Source organism: Pseudarthrobacter sp. MDT1-56 (assembly GCF_059383555.1).
Genome location: NZ_JBWZCK010000001.1, coordinates 96,298 through 112,442, shown reverse-complemented (window position 1 = coordinate 112,442; position 16,145 = coordinate 96,298). Strand labels below are relative to the sequence as shown.

General features: G+C 70.5%; 15 protein-coding genes and 1 pseudogene. 6 read left to right on the top strand and 10 right to left on the bottom strand.

The annotated features are described in order from the left end of the window. Nucleotides 1-36: 36 nt before the first annotated feature. A pseudogene (locus AC50YC_RS00535) lies at nt 37-1,305 on the top strand (MFS transporter); the annotation flags it as partial. A 48-nt stretch (nt 1,306-1,353) separates the two neighbouring features. Here AC50YC_RS00535 and AC50YC_RS00530 read toward each other — a convergent pair. Together AC50YC_RS00530 and AC50YC_RS00525 are read right to left on the bottom strand one after the other, a co-directional pair. Then, on the bottom strand, nt 1,354-3,096 hold the full coding sequence (locus tag AC50YC_RS00530) for a DUF7059 domain-containing protein (protein ID WP_494951703.1): 1,743 nt from the start codon (nt 3,094-3,096) through the stop codon (nt 1,354-1,356). A gap of 42 nt (nt 3,097-3,138) precedes the next feature. Continuing rightward, nucleotides 3,139-3,909, bottom strand: coding sequence for a MerR family transcriptional regulator (locus AC50YC_RS00525; protein ID WP_494951702.1), 771 nt, complete (start codon nt 3,907-3,909; stop codon nt 3,139-3,141). A gap of 311 nt (nt 3,910-4,220) precedes the next feature. On the opposite strand from AC50YC_RS00525, the gene srmL reads away from it, so the two are divergent. From srmL to AC50YC_RS00510, 3 genes are all read left to right on the top strand, one after another. Further along, nucleotides 4,221-5,378, top strand: a complete 1,158-nt coding sequence (gene srmL / locus AC50YC_RS00520; protein ID WP_494951701.1) for a PheS-related mystery ligase SrmL — start codon at nt 4,221-4,223, stop codon at nt 5,376-5,378. A gap of 79 nt (nt 5,379-5,457) precedes the next feature. Next, on the top strand, nt 5,458-5,940 hold the full coding sequence (locus tag AC50YC_RS00515) for a DUF6023 family protein (protein ID WP_494951700.1): 483 nt from the start codon (nt 5,458-5,460) through the stop codon (nt 5,938-5,940). Between the two features lie 211 nt (nt 5,941-6,151). Then, a complete protein-coding gene (locus tag AC50YC_RS00510) occupies nt 6,152-6,616 on the top strand; it encodes a DUF6023 family protein (protein ID WP_494951699.1) in 465 nt (154 codons plus the stop codon). A gap of 65 nt (nt 6,617-6,681) precedes the next feature. Here the strand turns inward: AC50YC_RS00510 and trhO are convergent, their stop codons facing one another. Continuing rightward, nucleotides 6,682-7,575, bottom strand: a complete 894-nt coding sequence (gene trhO, locus AC50YC_RS00505) for an oxygen-dependent tRNA uridine(34) hydroxylase TrhO (RefSeq protein WP_494951698.1) — start codon at nt 7,573-7,575, stop codon at nt 6,682-6,684. 198 nt (nt 7,576-7,773) lie between these two features. Here trhO and AC50YC_RS00500 point away from each other — a divergent pair, with 198 nt between their 5' ends. Both AC50YC_RS00500 and AC50YC_RS00495 read left to right on the top strand, forming a co-directional pair. Then, the gene (locus AC50YC_RS00500) at nt 7,774-8,466 is read left to right on the top strand and encodes a GNAT family N-acetyltransferase (RefSeq protein WP_494951697.1); all 693 of its coding nucleotides are present in this window, start codon (nt 7,774-7,776) and stop codon (nt 8,464-8,466) included. 61 nt (nt 8,467-8,527) lie between these two features. Further along, on the top strand, nt 8,528-10,915 hold the full coding sequence (locus tag AC50YC_RS00495; RefSeq protein ID WP_494951696.1) for a DEAD/DEAH box helicase: 2,388 nt from the start codon (nt 8,528-8,530) through the stop codon (nt 10,913-10,915). Between the two features lie 56 nt (nt 10,916-10,971). On the opposite strand, the gene AC50YC_RS00490 is transcribed toward AC50YC_RS00495, so the two are convergent. The 7 genes from AC50YC_RS00490 to ssd all read right to left on the bottom strand — a co-directional run bounded on the left by AC50YC_RS00490 (nt 10,972) and on the right by ssd (nt 16,073). After that, nucleotides 10,972-11,361, bottom strand: coding sequence for an Rv3654c family TadE-like protein (locus tag AC50YC_RS00490; RefSeq protein WP_494951695.1), 390 nt, complete (start codon nt 11,359-11,361; stop codon nt 10,972-10,974). After that, nucleotides 11,358-11,741, bottom strand: a complete 384-nt coding sequence (locus AC50YC_RS00485) for a TadE family type IV pilus minor pilin (protein ID WP_494951694.1) — start codon at nt 11,739-11,741, stop codon at nt 11,358-11,360. The genes AC50YC_RS00490 and AC50YC_RS00485 overlap by 4 nt, the downstream gene beginning before the upstream one ends. 107 nt (nt 11,742-11,848) lie before the next feature. After that, complete coding sequence (locus AC50YC_RS00480; protein WP_494951693.1) at nt 11,849-12,169, bottom strand: DUF4244 domain-containing protein; 321 nt, start codon at nt 12,167-12,169, stop codon at nt 11,849-11,851. A 157-nt stretch (nt 12,170-12,326) separates the two neighbouring features. Further along, nucleotides 12,327-12,938 carry a type II secretion system F family protein gene (locus tag AC50YC_RS00475; protein ID WP_494951692.1) on the bottom strand — a complete coding sequence of 204 codons (612 nt, stop codon included), beginning with the start codon at nt 12,936-12,938 and terminating at the stop codon, nt 12,327-12,329. Next, nucleotides 12,935-13,762 (bottom strand): type II secretion system F family protein, encoded by an 828-nt coding sequence (locus tag AC50YC_RS00470; protein ID WP_494951691.1) that lies wholly within the window; start codon nt 13,760-13,762, stop codon nt 12,935-12,937. Before AC50YC_RS00470 ends, AC50YC_RS00475 begins: the two co-directional genes overlap by 4 nt. Further along, the gene (locus AC50YC_RS00465) at nt 13,759-15,018 is read right to left on the bottom strand and encodes a TadA family conjugal transfer-associated ATPase (protein WP_494951690.1); all 1,260 of its coding nucleotides are present in this window, start codon (nt 15,016-15,018) and stop codon (nt 13,759-13,761) included. The genes AC50YC_RS00470 and AC50YC_RS00465 overlap by 4 nt, the downstream gene beginning before the upstream one ends. Then, entirely contained in the window at nt 15,015-16,073 is a 1,059-nt protein-coding gene (gene ssd / locus AC50YC_RS00460; RefSeq protein WP_494951689.1) for a septum site-determining protein Ssd, read from the bottom strand. Before ssd ends, AC50YC_RS00465 begins: the two co-directional genes overlap by 4 nt. Between the last annotated feature and the right edge of the window lie 72 nt (nt 16,074-16,145).

Below are 16,145 nucleotides of genomic sequence, written 5' to 3'. Positions count from 1 at the left end.
TGACACTGACTTCTGCTGCAGAGTAGCTTGCCCATTATGAAACGGGTATTTCATAACCAGCCGGGCGACTCCGGGGCCGCGCAGCCCCTCTGGCGCAATCGCGACTTCGTCCTCGCCAGCAGCGCCCGCTTCATCGCCACGGCCGGCATGGGCGCCGTCATCATCAGCGTCATGCTACACCTGCAAAACCTCGCCGCCGCCGGCCAGACGGCAATTGCCGGACCCTGGCTCGTGGCGGCCTACCTGCTCTGCTCGGCACTCCCCCTGTTACTGCTGGCGCCGTGGGCGGGCCGGCTGGCCGATACCCGTGATTCCAGGACGCTGGCGACGGCGTCCTCCGTGGTCAGTGCCGCGGCGGTCGCCGGCATGGGACTGGGCATGCAGTACCTGGACAACCACCTTCCGGTGCTGTTCGCCATGACGTTCCTCCTGGACACCGCGCAGGCGGTGGCCGGACCGACCTGGCAGGCTCTGCTGCCCCGGATCGTGGGCGAGGAACGGACCCCGCGCGCGCTGGGCACCATGCAGGCGACCATCATGATCGCCGGCATGGTGGGACCGGCAGCCGGAGGACTGCTCAGCGGCTGGGGCGGATCCGGCCTGGTGTTCGCCGTGGCCAGCGGCTGCTACCTGGCGATGGGCGTGGCCGCCATGTTGATCCGGACCCGCCGCGGCACGGCCGCCGAGCGGGTCGGCAAGGAGAATCCGGCCCTGCTGGACGGGCTGCGCCTGATCCGGCGCGACGGCCTGGTCTGGGCCCTGGTCCTGGGCGCGCTGTTCTTCATCACCGTCGGCGAGGCCACCAACGTCCTGGAGGTCTTCCTGGTCCGCGACGAGCTCGGTGCCACCGAGACGCAGTACGGGCTGCTGGCCGCCTCGTTCGGCCTCGGGATGGCGTCCGGGGCGGGGGTGGCCAGCCGGATCAAGACCCCGCCGACCCGGCTGCGCGCGCTGCTGCTCTCGATGGCCCTGACCTCGGCCTTCCTGGGGATCATGTCCCTGGTGCCGAGCATGGAACTGTTGTTCGTGGCCTACACCGCCATGGGGGCCGCCTGCGGGGTGCTGAACGCGTGCTTCGGGGCGATTGCGATCATGCGGATCCCGGAAAGCGGCCGCGGCCAGGCCATGGCGATCATCGGTGGCATGACCCGGGCCGTGTCCATCGGAGCGCTCGCGCTGGGCGGGCTGCTCGGCGCCCTGCTCCCTATTCGGGTGAGCTTCCTGGTCGCCGGGGTGGGCGGGGTCCTGGCGGCCCTGGCCGTCACGGCGTACGTCCTGCCGCGCTACGGCAGCGAGGGCGCAGCGTCAGGCGCAGCCGCCGCGTTGGGCTCAGCGTCAGGCGCAGCCGCCGCGTCAGGCGGGCAGCAGGAAGCCGTCTCGGACCAGGTTCCCCACCTCGGTGAGCAGGCCGGTGCGGAAGGTCTCCCCGTCCCAGTCCTCGCCCCCGCCCAGCAGGGCCTCAAGGGCGCCGATGATCTGCCCGACGGACAGGTCGCCGTCGCACGCTGAGACAAAGCCGGCCAGCTCGGTGCTGAGCAGGTTGGTGCGGCGCAGGCCGGCGCCCTGGCGAAGCAGGATGACGCCGGGGTGTTCTGCTCCGGGCCGCTGGTGCCGCTCCTCGGTGACGTCCTCGGCCACGAGCAGGTGCGCCGCCGCCAGGTCGTGGGCGGCCAGCCAGTCGGCGCGTTCCACGGCGGCGCCGAGGTGCGGGCCGACAGGCTGCTCGATCGGATAGGTGATCTCCTCGAAGCGCCGCAGCACCGGGGTGGAGCCCGCGGCGGGCCGCCGCAGCCAGATCATCCCGAAGCCGATGGCCTCGACGTTGCGGGAGTCAAAGTCGTCCAGGTACGCGGCGTAGGAGTCCTGGTAGAGCCTCCGGTCGCGGGCCTCGGAAGCGTCCTGCAGCCAGGTTTCGGCGTACTGTTCCGGGCTGACCTGCTCGCGCTGGATGAACCAGGCGTCCGCGTCCGGGCCGGCCCAGCGTTGCGGCCGTTCGTCCCAGGCTGCGCCCGCCGGGATCTCCCAGTTGCCCAGGAGCTGGGCCGTTCCGCCGGGGGTGAGGACCGACGGGAGGTCCCGGACCAGCGAGGCGACGATGTCATCGCCCGGCAGACCGCCGTCGCGGTAGGTGAACTGGTCTGCAGCGGCTTCCCCCCGGCTGCGGGGCGTGATCACGAACGGCGGGTTGGAGACCACCAGCTCAAACTCCTCGCCCGCCACGGGATCGAGCAGGGAGCCGCGGCGCAGGCTCACCCGGGCTTCCGGAGCGGCGGGGTCCAGGTGCAGCTGGCCGGCGTTGAGCAGCAGGTTGAAGCGGGTGAACGCGAGGGCGCGGTCCGAGATGTCGGTGGCCGTGACGTGCTCGGCATGGTGCAGCAAATGGAAGGTCTGGATGCCGCAGCCGGTGCCGAGGTCCAGCGCCCGGGCCACGTGCCGGCGTGCGGTGACCTGCACCAGGGTGGTGGAGGCCTGCCCGATCCCGAGTACGTGGTCGTGGCGCAGTACCCCGGGGCGCTGGTGGGCGGCGAGATCGCTGGCCACCCAGAGCTCCGCGCCGCCGCTGCTGACATTATTGTCCCCCTGGGTGTTTGCCCCCTGGGCGTCTTCCCCCAGGGCGTCTTCCCCCAGGGCGTCTTCCCCCAGGGCGTCTTCCCCCAGGGCGTCTTCCCCCTGGGCGCCTTCCCCGGCGGTTCCGTCCCAGCCGTAGGGCCGCAGGTCCACCTTCGCCTGGATCAGGCCGTCCGCGGACGGCTCCACGAGGCCCAGTTCCAGCAGACCCGCCGTGCGGATGCCGGGCAGGGCGGCGTCGAGCGTGGCGGCGGGCTGCGGTTCTGCCAGCAACCAGAAACGGACAACGGCGGCGAGCGCCGCCGTCGTCGGCTCCCCGCGGCGGGCCGTCCCGGTGACGATCAGCGCGGGAACCAGTTGATCCCGGCCCAGGGCGCTGTGCGCGGCCTCGCCAAGGAGTTCGGCGACGCCGTCAACGGTGTAGCCGATGCCGCGCAGGTCCGCGGCCAGGGCGTCGAGCAGGTCAGGGAGGTCGCTGCGCGGGGCGTCGGGGGTGTTGCCTGCGGTGAAATGCGTTGAGGGAGTCACCGGACAAGTTTAGTCCCGGCCCCGGCGGCCGGGGGCGCGGGCCTAGAGGTGCTTCGCTGCGTAGATCCGGAGGGCGTCGCGGACGAAGGCTGCCCCGGCTTCGCCGCCGTAGTTGGCGGCGAAGCGCGGATCGGCCACGTACATCTCGCCGAGGCCGGTGACGTAGCCCTTCAGGTCGCCGTTATTGCTCGGCGCGGAGGCCGACCCGGGCGTGCCGGGTATTCCGGTGAGCCATTCGACCTGCCGCCGGGCCAGCTCCTGCGCCTCGGCACTGTCCGCCGCGGCGCCCGACTCCGCTGCCGCGATCCAGTCGCTGCCCAGCTGCCGGGACCGCTGCTGCCAGGCGTCCTTCTCGGCCGGGCCCATCCCCCGCCACCAGGAGTCGCTTTGGGCGTACGCGTCCTTGCCCCAGCGCTCCTCGACCTCATCCTTGTACTGGGTGTGGTCGAAGCCGTCAAACATTTTCTCCGCCATGATTTGTCCTCCTTCTTTCAATGCGTCAATCGTCTGCCGGACCGAGGAGATCTGCCGCGCCAGCCGGTCCTGTTCCTGCCGGAGCCAGTCCAGGTGCCGGTCCAGGGCCTTCACGGCATCAGGCTCGTGGCCGAGGACCTCGGCGATCACCGGGAGCCCGAGTCCGAGGTCCCGCAGGAGCAGGATGCGCTGCAGCCGCACGAGGGAAGCCTGGTCGTAGAACCGGTAGCCGTTCTCGCCGGTCCGGCTGGGTTTCAGCAGCCCGACGTCGTCGTAGTGGCGCAGCGTCCGGCTCGTGGTCCCGGCGATCCTGGCGATCTGTTGTACGGACAACTCCACGTGGCCCTCCTTCCGTTCCAGACCGGCCGTTTTCCGGGGCGATAATCCGATGCTAGAGGTTGACGCTACGTCAAGGTCAAGGGCTGTGCCCGGGCCCGGCGTTCACCCGGGAGCTGGGAGTTCGGCCGGGACCCTGGCGGGCTGCCGTAGCATTGGCGGTATGCACACGCAGCAGCGATTTATCAGCCCTCGGCCGCTTTCCGGCCGCACGGGCTTCTTGTCGCGCGCGTAACCGCAGCCGCCGGGGTCCGTCCGGTGCAGCGGCTGAGGGTGAAGTTCCCCCCTCCCGCACTCCACACCAAGGACCCCTCATGAAAAACTATTTGACCCCCGCTGAACTCCAGGCCGCCCTCGTGCTCCGCGACTTGTCCGATCCCGCCCAGGGCCCGCACGCCATGTCCGTGCTGCTGGCGGACATCAACACCGCGCTCGAGCGGCTCTGGGGCATCGGCATGGAGACTCACCGACTCAACCCCCTCGTCGCCACGGCCGACAACTACGACCGCCTGGGCTACTCCCCCGACGACGTCACACGGGATTCGCGCTACTCCCGCCATGTCAGCCCCACGGTGATGCTGCGGAGCCACACCTCGGCGGGCGTGCCGGCCCTGCTGGACTCGCTGGCCGAGGAAATGGGCCACTACGACCGGCTGCATGCACTGCCCGGTCTGGTGTACCGGCGGGACTCGATCGACCGCACCCATGTGGGTGCCCCGCATCAGGTGGATCTGTGGCGGCTCAAGGCGCGCGGCCTGCTGGGTTCCGGCGAGCTGGACCGGATGATGGCGGCCGTCGTGGAAGCGGTGCTGCCGGCCGCGCTGTGTCCGGACGTGCAATGGCGCGCGGTCCCGGCACGCCACCACTACACGGACACGGGCAGGCAGCTCGACGTGCTCGTCAGCCAGCCGGACGGTAGCCGGGAATGGCTGGAGCTGGCCGAAGGCGGCCTTGCCGCCGCGCAGGTCCTCCGCGGCTCCGGACTGGATCCCCGCCGCTGGGCCGGCCTGGCCCTGGGACTGGGGCTGGACCGTGCCCTGATGCTGCGCAAAGGCATCCGGGACATCCGGCTCCTGCGCTCCGAAAACGCCGGGATTCAGGCGCAGCTGCTGGACCTGGACCCCTACCGGCCGGTGTCGGTCATGCCGGAGGTCAGGCGCGATCTGTCCATCGTGCTCGGTTCCGCGGCGGAAGCCGACGTCGAGCTGCTCGGTGACCGTGCGCGGACGGCCCTCGGGGCGGAGGCCGAGGTGCTGGCCGCGCTGGAGGTTCGGGCTGTCACCCCGGCGTCGGGCCTGCCGCCTGCCGCCGTCGAAAGGCTCCGGCCCGCTCCGGGCCAGGTGAACGTGCTGCTGCGGCTGGTGCTGCAGCCGCTGGACCGGACGCTGACGGACGGGGAGGCCAACCTCCTGCGCGACCGCGTGTACCTTGCCCTTCACCGGGGCCAGGTGCTCGAGCTGATCTCCCGGTAGGCCGCCGGCCCGTCGCGGTACCGTTGCGGCCGGCAGCCGGGGAATCAGCTGCCGGCCGCAACGGCGGTAAGTTGGAGGCATGCTCTTCGTTATCCCCGGCCCCCGTCGCGCTCTGCCTAGCGGGGGCGCCAGACGGCCCTTCCGGCGCGCCGCGCTCGGTGTTGCGGCGGGCGCCGCCGTCGTCCTGGCCGCGGCGGCGTGCTCCCCGGCCGGCTCCATCGAGTCGGCCGACGTGCCGGCGTGGAAAGCGACGGCGCTTCCCTCTGCCGCCGGGACAGTGCTCGAGGATGCGGGAAAAATCCTCAACCGGGATCCGATCGTCAAGACCGCTCCCGGCATTGGGGCGGGCACCTACGTCCTGACCATCACCTGCGAGGGCGGCGGCAAGGCCTTCTTCGACGTCTCCCTCGACGGCGGGAACCTGACCGAGGCCGGGGCAGCCTGCAACGGCAGCCGCGAGACGGCGCGCATCAAGGTCCCCGCCGCGGGCACGCTTCAGATCAGCGCCTCAAGCGTGGATGCCCCGCTCATTTACGCCTACCACTTGGTGCCTGCGGCGTAGCAGCCGGGTCCCGCCCCGGAAACCGGCTCCGTGGAAGGCGTCCGGATCAGCGTCAACGAGGAAGCACCGGTGCGGCGCTTCTTTCGCCCGCCGTTGGGCTCTGGCGCCCCGGCAGGGGCGGGGTTAAAGTCGGGATATGCCCACTGTTCCGGCGTCGAGCGGGGCCCGGACTCGCACGGCACCGGCCGCGCGACTGTCCTTGGCGCTGGCCGTGGCTATCGCACTGGCCGGCTGCGCCTACGAATACGACAATGGTTTTGCCAGCGGCACGGAGTCCGCACCCGCCCCGGCCTTCACCGATGCGGCGCTGCCGCGGGATCCCTCGACGCGACAGCCCGTCTCCGGGGCCGAGCTGGACGCGTGGCTGGCGGAGGTACTCCCCGCCACCGAAGGCCAGGTGTTCCACACCGGCTACGGAACCCTGGAGGCAGATGAGGAACGCGAGGAGACCACCGCCCAACTGCCCAGTGGCAGCTACGCGTTGACCCTCGCCTGCCGGAGCCCGCGGCGGGTCTCCTTCAGTATCAGCCACGCGAACAAGGAGCTGGTGGACCTGAACCTGCGGTGCAGAACCTCGCGGGTGAACGTGGTGTATCTGCCCGCTAACGCCGTGCTCACCATCACAGTGGAGGCTAACGCCGGAGCAAACTTCGCCTACCGCGTGAGCCGCATCTGAGATCGCACGCCGGTCTGCGATCTCAGACGGCTGGGCTCGGCCGCCAGGGGCTCCGCCGCAAAGCCTCAGGCCGCGCAGCCATCCGGGCAGCGGAGCGTCTCCGGGCTGGCGGCGCAGTCCGAGCAGTAGAGCGTGAGCGTGCGGCAGGACGGGTTGGAGCAGTTCTCGAATTTGCTCGTCGGCGCCGCGCAGCGGACGCATTCGCCGATGGTCTTCGCGTCCTCGCTGAATTCAAGGTGCATGCGCTTGTCGAACACGTAGAGGGAACCCTCCCAGAGGCCCTGGTCCTTGAACGTTTCGCCGTAGCGGACGATCCCGCCGTCGAGCTGGTAGACCTCCTTGAAGCCGCGGTTCACCATCAGGCTGGACAGCACTTCGCAGCGGATGCCGCCGGTGCAGTAGGTGACCACCGGCTTGTCCTTGAGCGCGTCATACTTGCCGGAGTCGAGCTCCCTGATGAAGTCGTGGGTGGTGGCCACGTCCGGGACAATCGCGTCCTTGAATTTGCCGATCTGGGCCTCGAAGCCGTTGCGGCCATCGAAGAAGACAACCTCCTCGCCGGCTTCCTTCCGCGCCGCCACGAGCTGATGCAATTCCTCGGGCTTGAGGTGCGTGCCGCCGCCGACGACGCCGCCGGCGTCGACCCTGAGCTCTCCGGGGGCACCGAAGGACACAACCTCGTCGCGGACTTTGACGCTCAGCCGGGGGAAGTCCGCCGCGCCGCCGTCGGACCACTTCACGTCGATACCGTGGAAGCCTTTGTATTCGCGGGTGGTCTTCACGTACTGCTTGACTGCGTTCAGCTCGCCCCCGACGGTCGCGTTGATGCCGTCCCTGGAGATGATGATGCGGCCGGTCAGGCCGAGTTTCTCGCAGAGCGCACGCTGCCAGAGCCGGATGGCATCCGGGTCCGGGAGCGGGGTAAAGCCGTAAAAGAGCACAATTCTGTTCAAAGCCACGTTTTAAGGGTACTGGGTGGACCGGAAGCCACGGGCCGCCGGGAACCCGCTGTGCGGACCGGGGCCGCGGACCAGGACCGCGGTCCGGACACCGTCCCTCCGCTACCGGCTGGGCGGTCCGGTCACAATTACGTAAGCAAGGCCGGTTCCCTGACCCGGCCCCTGTTGCTTGCGGCGGGGCTGGAATACGCTCATCACATGAGTCTCGAGGCGATGGTTGAAGACACCACTCATCTGCTGGAAATCTGGGTCACCGGCTGGGCCGGCTGCCGGGGATATGAGACACGCAGGGAGGGCCGGTTCCCGGCGGCTTTCAGGGCGGACACCACCCACGAATGGGAATACTTCGCCCATGATCCCTCCGATACGGAGTTCGCGGCGCTGGCCGCCGCCACCGCGGACGTGCCTGCCCGGGTCCTCACAGTCCTCACCAATGACGTTGCGCGGTACCACTTCCTCGCCCAGCAGCACGGGCTTAACGTCACGTCCGCCTCGCAGACGATGATGATCGTGGACATGGAAACCCAGGACGCCGAGGATCCCTGGCTTCCGGATGACGATCTCCGGTGGGTTCCGTCACGGACCGACGGAGTCCACCATGCCGTGGTCTACGCCGGGGACGAGGTGGCGGCAAGCGGGCGCATGTTCGTGGTGGGCAACACCGCAATCTTCGACAAGATCGTCACCGGGCCCGGGTACCAGCGCCGGGGCCTGGGCAGCTTCGTCATGCGCGCCCTCGCCGCCCAGGCTTTTGAGCACGACGTCGAAACCGGGTTGTTGCTCGCTTCACTCGACGGGCAGAAGCTCTATTCGCACCTGGGCTGGACCACGGTCAGCCATGTGCTGATGCTCTCCGCCTCGGACGAAGGCTCGGACCTGTCCGTGGGCTGAGGCTCTGGGCCGGCGGGTCGCGCGCCCCGGACGATTTGAGGCCGGGTGAAAGAATGTACGAGTGAACCCACGTGAGTCCCTGATTCCGTTGCTGGGCCGCGGCCCGGACCCGGAACAGCTCCGTCATGTGCGCACCATTCCCGCCCGCCAGGCCGTGCACGCGCCCTGGCCGGCGTGGACCCACCCCGATCTGGTGGACGCCTACGGCTCGCTGGGCATCCACGAGCCCTACCGCCACCAGATCCAGGCCGCCGAGCTCGCCCACGCCGGCGAGCACGTGGTGATCGCCACCGGCACCGCCTCCGGAAAATCGCTGGCCTACCAGCTGCCGGCGCTGGATGCGATCCACCGTTCCGAGCTGAGGGTCCTCGCCGATCCCGGCAAGATCCACGACGACGGTGCCGTCACCCTTTATCTCTCCCCCACCAAAGCCCTGGCAGCCGACCAGCTGGCAGCGATCCGGGCGCTGAAACTCCCCACCGTCCGGGCCGAGACCTACGACGGCGACACCGACCCCGCGTCCCGCCGCTGGATCCGGGACCACGCGAACTTCATCCTGGCCAACCCGGACATGCTGCACTTCGGGATTCTCCCCAACCACGCCTGGTGGGCACGGTTCTTCCGCCGGCTGCGTTACGTGGTCGTGGACGAGGCGCACAGCTACCGCGGCGTCTTCGGATCCCACGTGGCCAACCTGATGCGCCGGCTGCGCCGCATCTGCGCCTACTACAGCCCGGACGGCTCCGGGCCGGTGTTTATCGCCGCGTCCGCCACGGCGTCCGAGCCCGGCACCTCCTTCGGCCGGCTCATCGGTGCCCCGGTCCGGGCCGTGTCCGAGGACTCCTCGCCCCACGGCTCCACCACCGTCGCGTTCTGGGAGCCTGCCCTGACCGAGCTCCGCGGCGAGAACGGCGCCAAGGAGCGGCGCACGGCTGTCGCGGAAACCGCGGACCTGCTGGCCAATCTGGTGTCCTCGCGGGTGCGGACAATAGCCTTCATTAAGTCCCGGCGCGGCGCCGAGACCATTGCCTCCATCACCAAGCGGCTCCTCGACGAGGTCGATCCCAGCCTGCCGCAACGGGTCGCGGCCTACCGCTCGGGCTACCTGCCGGAGGAGCGCCGGGCCTTGGAGAAATCGCTGCGATCGGGTGAGCTGCTGGGCGTCTCCAGCACCTCGGCGCTGGAACTGGGCATCGACATCTCCGGCCTCGACGCCGTGCTCGTGGCCGGCTGGCCGGGAACCCGCGCGTCGTTGTTCCAGCAGATCGGACGGGCCGGCCGGGCCGGGCAGGATGCCATTGCCGCTTTCGTCGCGAGCGATGACCCGCTGGACACCTACCTGGTGAACCACCCCGAGGCGATCTTCGACGTCTCGGTGGAGGCCACCGTCTTCGATCCCTCCAATCCCTATGTGCTGGGTCCCCACCTGTGTGCCGCCGCCGCCGAACTGCCGCTGGGGCATGCGGAGCTGGAACTGTTTGGTGCCACGTCCGAGAAGTTGCTGGACCAGCTGGTGGCTCAGGGGTATCTGCGCCGTCGCCCGGCGGGGTGGTTCTGGACCCACCCGCAAAGCGCCGCGGCCATGGTGAACCTGAGGGCTGACGGCGGCGGCCCGGTGAGCATCGTGGATGCCGACACGGGATCGCTGCTGGGGACCATGGATTCCCCACAGACGCATTACCAGGCCCACACTGGTGCGATTTACGTCCATCAGGGCGAGAGCTACGTGGTGGAGGACCTGAACGAGGACGATCACTGCGTGGTGGTGCGCCGGGCGAACCCGGACTACTACACCACCGCACGCGACGTAACCCAGATCGAGGTGCTCGAGACGCAGCGCACCACCCAGTGGGGCGATGTGGCCGTGCATTTCGGGGATGTGAAGGTCACAACACAGGTGGTCTCCTTCCAGCGCAAGGCGCTGATTTCCAATGAGATCCTCGGTGAGGAGCCGCTGGAGCTGGGTGCCCGGGACCTGTTCACCAAGGCGGTGTGGTTTGTCATGGACAACCGTTCGCTGACCGGCGCAGGACTGATTGAGGCCCAGTTCCCGGGTGCGCTGCACGCCGCTGAGCACGCGGCCATCGGGCTCCTGCCCTTGGTTGCCTCCAGCGACCGCTGGGACATCGGCGGGGTGTCCACCGCCATCCACGCCGACACCGGGGTTCCGACCATCTTTGTGTACGACGGCCACCCCGGCGGGGCGGGCTTCGCCGAGCGCGGCTACGACAAGGCCAAGGTCTGGCTCGCCGCCACCCGCGACGCCATCAAGGCCTGCGAATGCGAGTCCGGCTGCCCGTCCTGTGTGCAATCGCCCAAGTGCGGCAACAAAAACAATCCCCTCGACAAGGACGCCGCAGTGACCCTCATCGACGTGCTGCTCAACGACGCGACGGACCAGATGCGCACCGGACGGCCGGACCACGCCGCGACACCGCTGCAGGCGTAGCCGCGGCGACAGCCACCGATACAGCCACCAGTACAGCCACCAGTACAGCCACGGGCTCACGAGGGAGGCCCGGCCCGGGCCAGACCCGTGGCCGCACCCATCGGCGTGCGGACAGCGAGTTCAGTGCGGACCTGGACCGTATACCCGGCGCCTTCCGCGCAGCTGAGGACCGTGGCGCCGTTCCGGTGAGCGACGTCCACGGCGACGGCGCAGGGTTCTCCCGGAGCGATTCCCCGGGCAGCGTCCGCGGCGGCAAGAGCCGCCAGGTCCGCGGCTGCCGCCGCCCGGGACGCCATCGCGGCCGACTGGGCCAGCAGCGCGATCAGGACCGCGGCGAGCACGACCAGCAGTCCCAGCCCGAGCGCCAGTACAGTGCCGGCGCCTCGCTCCCTCGAAGTGTCCGGTCGCTCGACCGGAGGTGTGCTGCGGCTGCCCGGCTGGCTCATGCGGCCAGACTCTGCAGCTGATGGCGCCAGATCGGGGGGACCCGGGCCGCAGCCGAAGGTCCGGACGTTTCGCCCCTGGTCCAGGCGCGAGCCGTGAGGGTCCAGGGAAGGACCGAGCCAACGGCCCCCGGAACCTTGCCGGTTACCGTGACACTGAGCCATCCGCCATCGGACGCCACAGCCGATGCCGCCGAGGCACCCGCGAGCCGGCGGACGATCACATCCACCGCGGCGGCATCCTCGCCCCGGGCCAGGGCGCGGGCACCGGCCCTGGCCGCTTCCTCCAGCCGCAACTGGGTCACTCCCGCCGCTGAGCCGGCCAGCAGCAGGGCGAGCAGCAGCAGGACGGCGGGCAGCGCCACCGCGAATTCGGCCGTCACGGCGCCGCGGCACGTCTCGCCGCGCGCACCCCGCCGCCAGCTTTGGTGCCCGGCGCCAGGCGGGGGCGACGCTTCCCCTTTCCCTCTCCCGGCCGGCCATCCGCAGCTCATGGCAAGGCGAGCGCCGTACGGATGAGGTTCAACAGGAAACCGCGGACTTCGTCACTGCGCATAATGAACACGAGGATGCCGGCAAATCCCACAGCGGCGAGCGTGGCGATGGCGTACTCGGCCGTGGCCATTCCTGTCTCCGAGCCAAACAGCATTCTTAGCCCTCCGGGCCCTCCGGGCCTTCCGGGCGTTCGCACCCTGAGGGGGTCGGCGGCACTGGCTCCCGGATAAATTTCGTGGATTTCAGCGTTCTCCCTCTCAGGACGGGCCTTCAGCGCCTGGCGGGATCCGGCGGGCGCAACGTGATGGAGTGACATGGTTTTCCTTTCCTCGGGCCAACGGGACCGCCGGCTGTTCTTAGACTCTTCAGGCCGGGACGGAAACCCGTAAGGCGCCTATCGAGCCAAGTGGAAAACCGACCCCCCACGCGGACTGTGGAGGAATACCTCGCCCACCACCGCATGCCACCACGGGTCAGCCCGGCATCATCGCCAGCAGCACCGGGACAACGCCGAGGCAGATGAAAGCCGGAAGCGAGCACAAACCGAGCGGCACGACGAGCTTCACCCCCAGGGCTGCGGCCTGTTTTTCCGCATCCCGGAACCGCTCGCGCCGTATGCGTGCCGCCTGGGCGTAGAGGATGGCGGAAGACGGGGCGCCGGTGAGCGCGGCAAACCCCAGCGCATCGCGCACGGCGAGGAGTCCCGGCGCCCGGACGTCCGAGCTGCGCCAGGCGGTGTCCCAATCGGCGCCAATGGCGAGTGCGGCGGCGACCGGCCGCAGCGGACCACGGATTTCCGGCTCTGCCAGCTCGGCTACCAGCGCCAGGGCCCGGCCGAGTCCGGCCCCCGCCTCGAGCATCGCGCCGATCAGTTCCAGCAGCATTGCCGCGTCACCCAGCCCGGGCCCGCTGGCGTCGCCGGCCGGCCCGCGGCTGTCTTCTGAACCGCCCGAGCTTCCGGTGTTCGGGTCGGGCTGCGTCTGGCGCCGAAATCTTCGCCTGGCCATGCCGCGGTCCGAACACGCGGTCACGGCTGCGAGTGCCAGCACCGCCAGCACGGCAAGTCCAGCCGCGTCCGCTGTCATGGCTGAAGCCCCTCAGCCGTCCGGACCAGCCGTGACGACCAGATCCGGCCTGCGGCGGTGAGGACGAGGCCCGCCGCGAGCGCCGCCACCCCCAACGGGGTTCCCAGCAGGACCTCGACAGGGTCCACGCCCAGCAGCACGCCCAGGCCCAGACCCAGGAACGGAAGCCAGGTCAGCAGCCGAACGGTCGCACGGGGGCCGGCCAGCGCCGTCTGGCGGGCGGCCTCGGCGTCGTCCTCGGCCTCAAGCTGGGCGGCGAAACGCGTCAACACGTCCGCCAGCGGGCAACCGCTGGCCTCGGCACCGTCAAAACACGCGGCGAGCTGAAACCAGACGCGGCGCGCACGGACGGCCTCTAATGCACCAATTCCCCACGTCTTCCCGGAGTCCGTTCCGCCGGATCTGGCCGCGGCGGAGCGGATGGCCGCTCCTACCGGAGACCCGCGCACGGCGGCCGCGCGGGCTGCGGAAAGCATCCGGACGGAGCCCGGGGCGAGCACCACGTTCCGGCCAGCAGCACCCTCCCCGGACACGGGCGCGGCGGGATCGCCCCCATGCAGGAGCCACAGTTCATCCCACAGCCTCGCGGGAGTGCGGCCGCCCTTGAGCAAAGCCGCCATCTGCTGCACGAGCAGGGTCATCGAAACTGTCGGGGCGCTCCGTCGCCGCCATCCTCTCACTCCGCCCGGTGGCGCAGGCGAGCCGGCGGCCTGGCGGCGCCGGGCGCCGGCCAGCGCCGCGCGAAGCTGGCGGCCCGGGGCTCCCGGCGGGGTGAGGGCCAGGAATACGGCGAGGGCCAGCACCCCGGTCAGTAGGGCGGTCATGCCGGGCCCACTCCAGTCTGGTCCATTCCGGCCGGGTCCATTCCAAGGCGGCCCGCCAACCGCGGCCACGCCGGCCCGCAGCGGACGGCGCCGGCGCAAATGTCCAGCGCGGAACCGACTACCAGGCCCGCCGGACTGTCTTCCAGCACGCCGATGCAGGCCACGGTCCGCGCGTTGTCCATCCTTTCCACGTGGACCACGGCGTCGAGGGCGCTGGCTGCCTGCAGCCGGACCGCGTCCTGCCCCATCCCGGCCAGCGCACCCAACGCGGTTAGCCTTGCCGGCACGTCGGCCGCGGTGTTGGCGTGGATGGTTCCGCCGCCCCCGCTGTGGCCGGTGTTCATGGCGGCCAGCAGTTCACGCACTTCTGCGCCCCGGCACTCGCCCACGACCAGCCGGTCCGGCCGCATCCGCAGGGACTGCCGCACGAGCTCGCCCAGATCCACAGCACCGCCGCCTTCGAGGTTGCCGTGCCGCGCCTCCAGCGAGACGACGTGCGGGTGGACCGGGTTCAGTTCCGAGGCGTCCTCGATCAGGACCAGCCGTTCGCCGGACGCACAGAGGCCAAGGAGCGTGGCGAGCAGCGTGGTTTTCCCCGACCCGGTGGCGCCGCTAATCAGGAAACTCAGCCGGTGTTCCACCATCCGCTCCAGCACAGCCTGCACCACGGCCCCGAACATTCCGTTCCGCCGCAACTCGTCCATCGAGAACACCCGTTCACGCCGGATCCTGATGCTCAGGAGTGTCCCCGCCGTGGAGATCGGCGGAAGGACGGCATGGACCCGGAACCCGCCGTCGAGCCTGACGTCGACGCAGGGGGAGCCGTCGTCCAGCCGCCGCCCGCCCGCCGACACGAGCCGGGCTGCCAGTGCCCGGACCTGCTGCTCCCCGGAGAACGCGACCGGCGCCCTTTCGAGTCCGCCGCCGCGGTCCAACCAGACGGAACCCGGCCCGTTGACGAAGATGTCGGTCACGGCCGGGTCCCGGACCAGGACCTGCAGGGGCCCGAGGCCGTTCAGTTCCGCGCTGATTCCCTCGACCGCGGCCAGCGCTCCGGCGGTGCCCAGCAGGCGCCCGCTTGCCTGCACGGCGGCTGCCACGCGAGAAGGCGTCACCGGCCCGGCATCGGACATCACGGATTCGCGGACGGACTCCAGCAGCCGCGCATCAACTGAGCCCCGGGCCGGAGGCCGGTAGCGCAGGCCGCCCGGGCCGGCACCGGCGTCCGGAGGCCCCGGTGCCGAGTGGGCGCTCATCCGGTGGCTCCTACGCCGAAATCGAGGACCGAGCCGGCGAACCGCCGGACATTGCGCTGCCGTCCGGTGTCCAGCAGACGCCCGAGCTCCGTGGCGGCCGCGGCGCGCCTGACGTCCGGCATGATGCCGGCCAGGGGCAACCCGACGGACTCGGCAATCAGCTCCGCATCCAGCGGGGCCCCGGGTTTGCCGCGCACCACCAGCACCGTCTCCACCGCAGGTAGATCCTGCAGCAGCCGGGCCGTGGCGACGGCCGCGCGCAGCAGCGCGGGCGCCACGACGATCATCCGGTCGCAGTCCAAGGCGAAAGTCCGCAGCGCTTCCGGTCCCCGGCCAATGTCCACGAGGACCAGCTCGAAGCCGCGCCGGGCGGCATCCAGCACCCCGGCCACGACCGTGTGGTCCACTCCGCTGTGGCGCTCCTTGTTTCCGGGCCAGGATAGGAACGGGAATCCACCGGCCAGGGGCAGCGAATCGGCGAGCTGGCGGGGATTGATCGTGCCGCTGGCATCCGCCAGGTCCGGCCAGCGGAGGCCGGGCGCGTCCTCAGCGGCGAGCGCCAGCTCTAGGCCCCCGCCCCACGGATCACCGTCCACGAGCAGGACACGCACACCCTCCCGGGCGGCAGCATGCGCCAGCCAGACGGCTGCGGTGCTGGCACCCGCCCCGCCGCAACCCCCAACAATCCCGAGGACGAGTCCGCCGGATTCAGGTGTGCGCGAGCGGCTAAGGTACTCGGCGAGCCAGGTCGCGGCCTCGGGCAGCACGGCAACGCGTTCGGCACCGATGGCGGCGGCCAGGTGCCACAGGCTGTCGCCATCCCCGGTCAGGCCAACGAGCACGGCCGGGGATCGTCCCCGCGGCGGCAACTCCCGGATGTCGCTGCCGAGCAGCACCACGGCGGCAGTGTCCCAGAAGGGCGCCGCTTCCCTAAGGCTCGCCACCGTGCGCAGCTGGCCGCCGGCCGCCGCGACAACGCGTTCCACTTCACCGCGCAGCACCTCAACCGCCGTCACCAGCAGCGTCTCCGGCGACTCGTCCGGCAGCCACGGCACAGCACCGGCCCCCGGACCCGGCAAACGCCCGGCCCCGGGTCCGGGGTCCGGGCCGGGACTCGGGCCGGGACT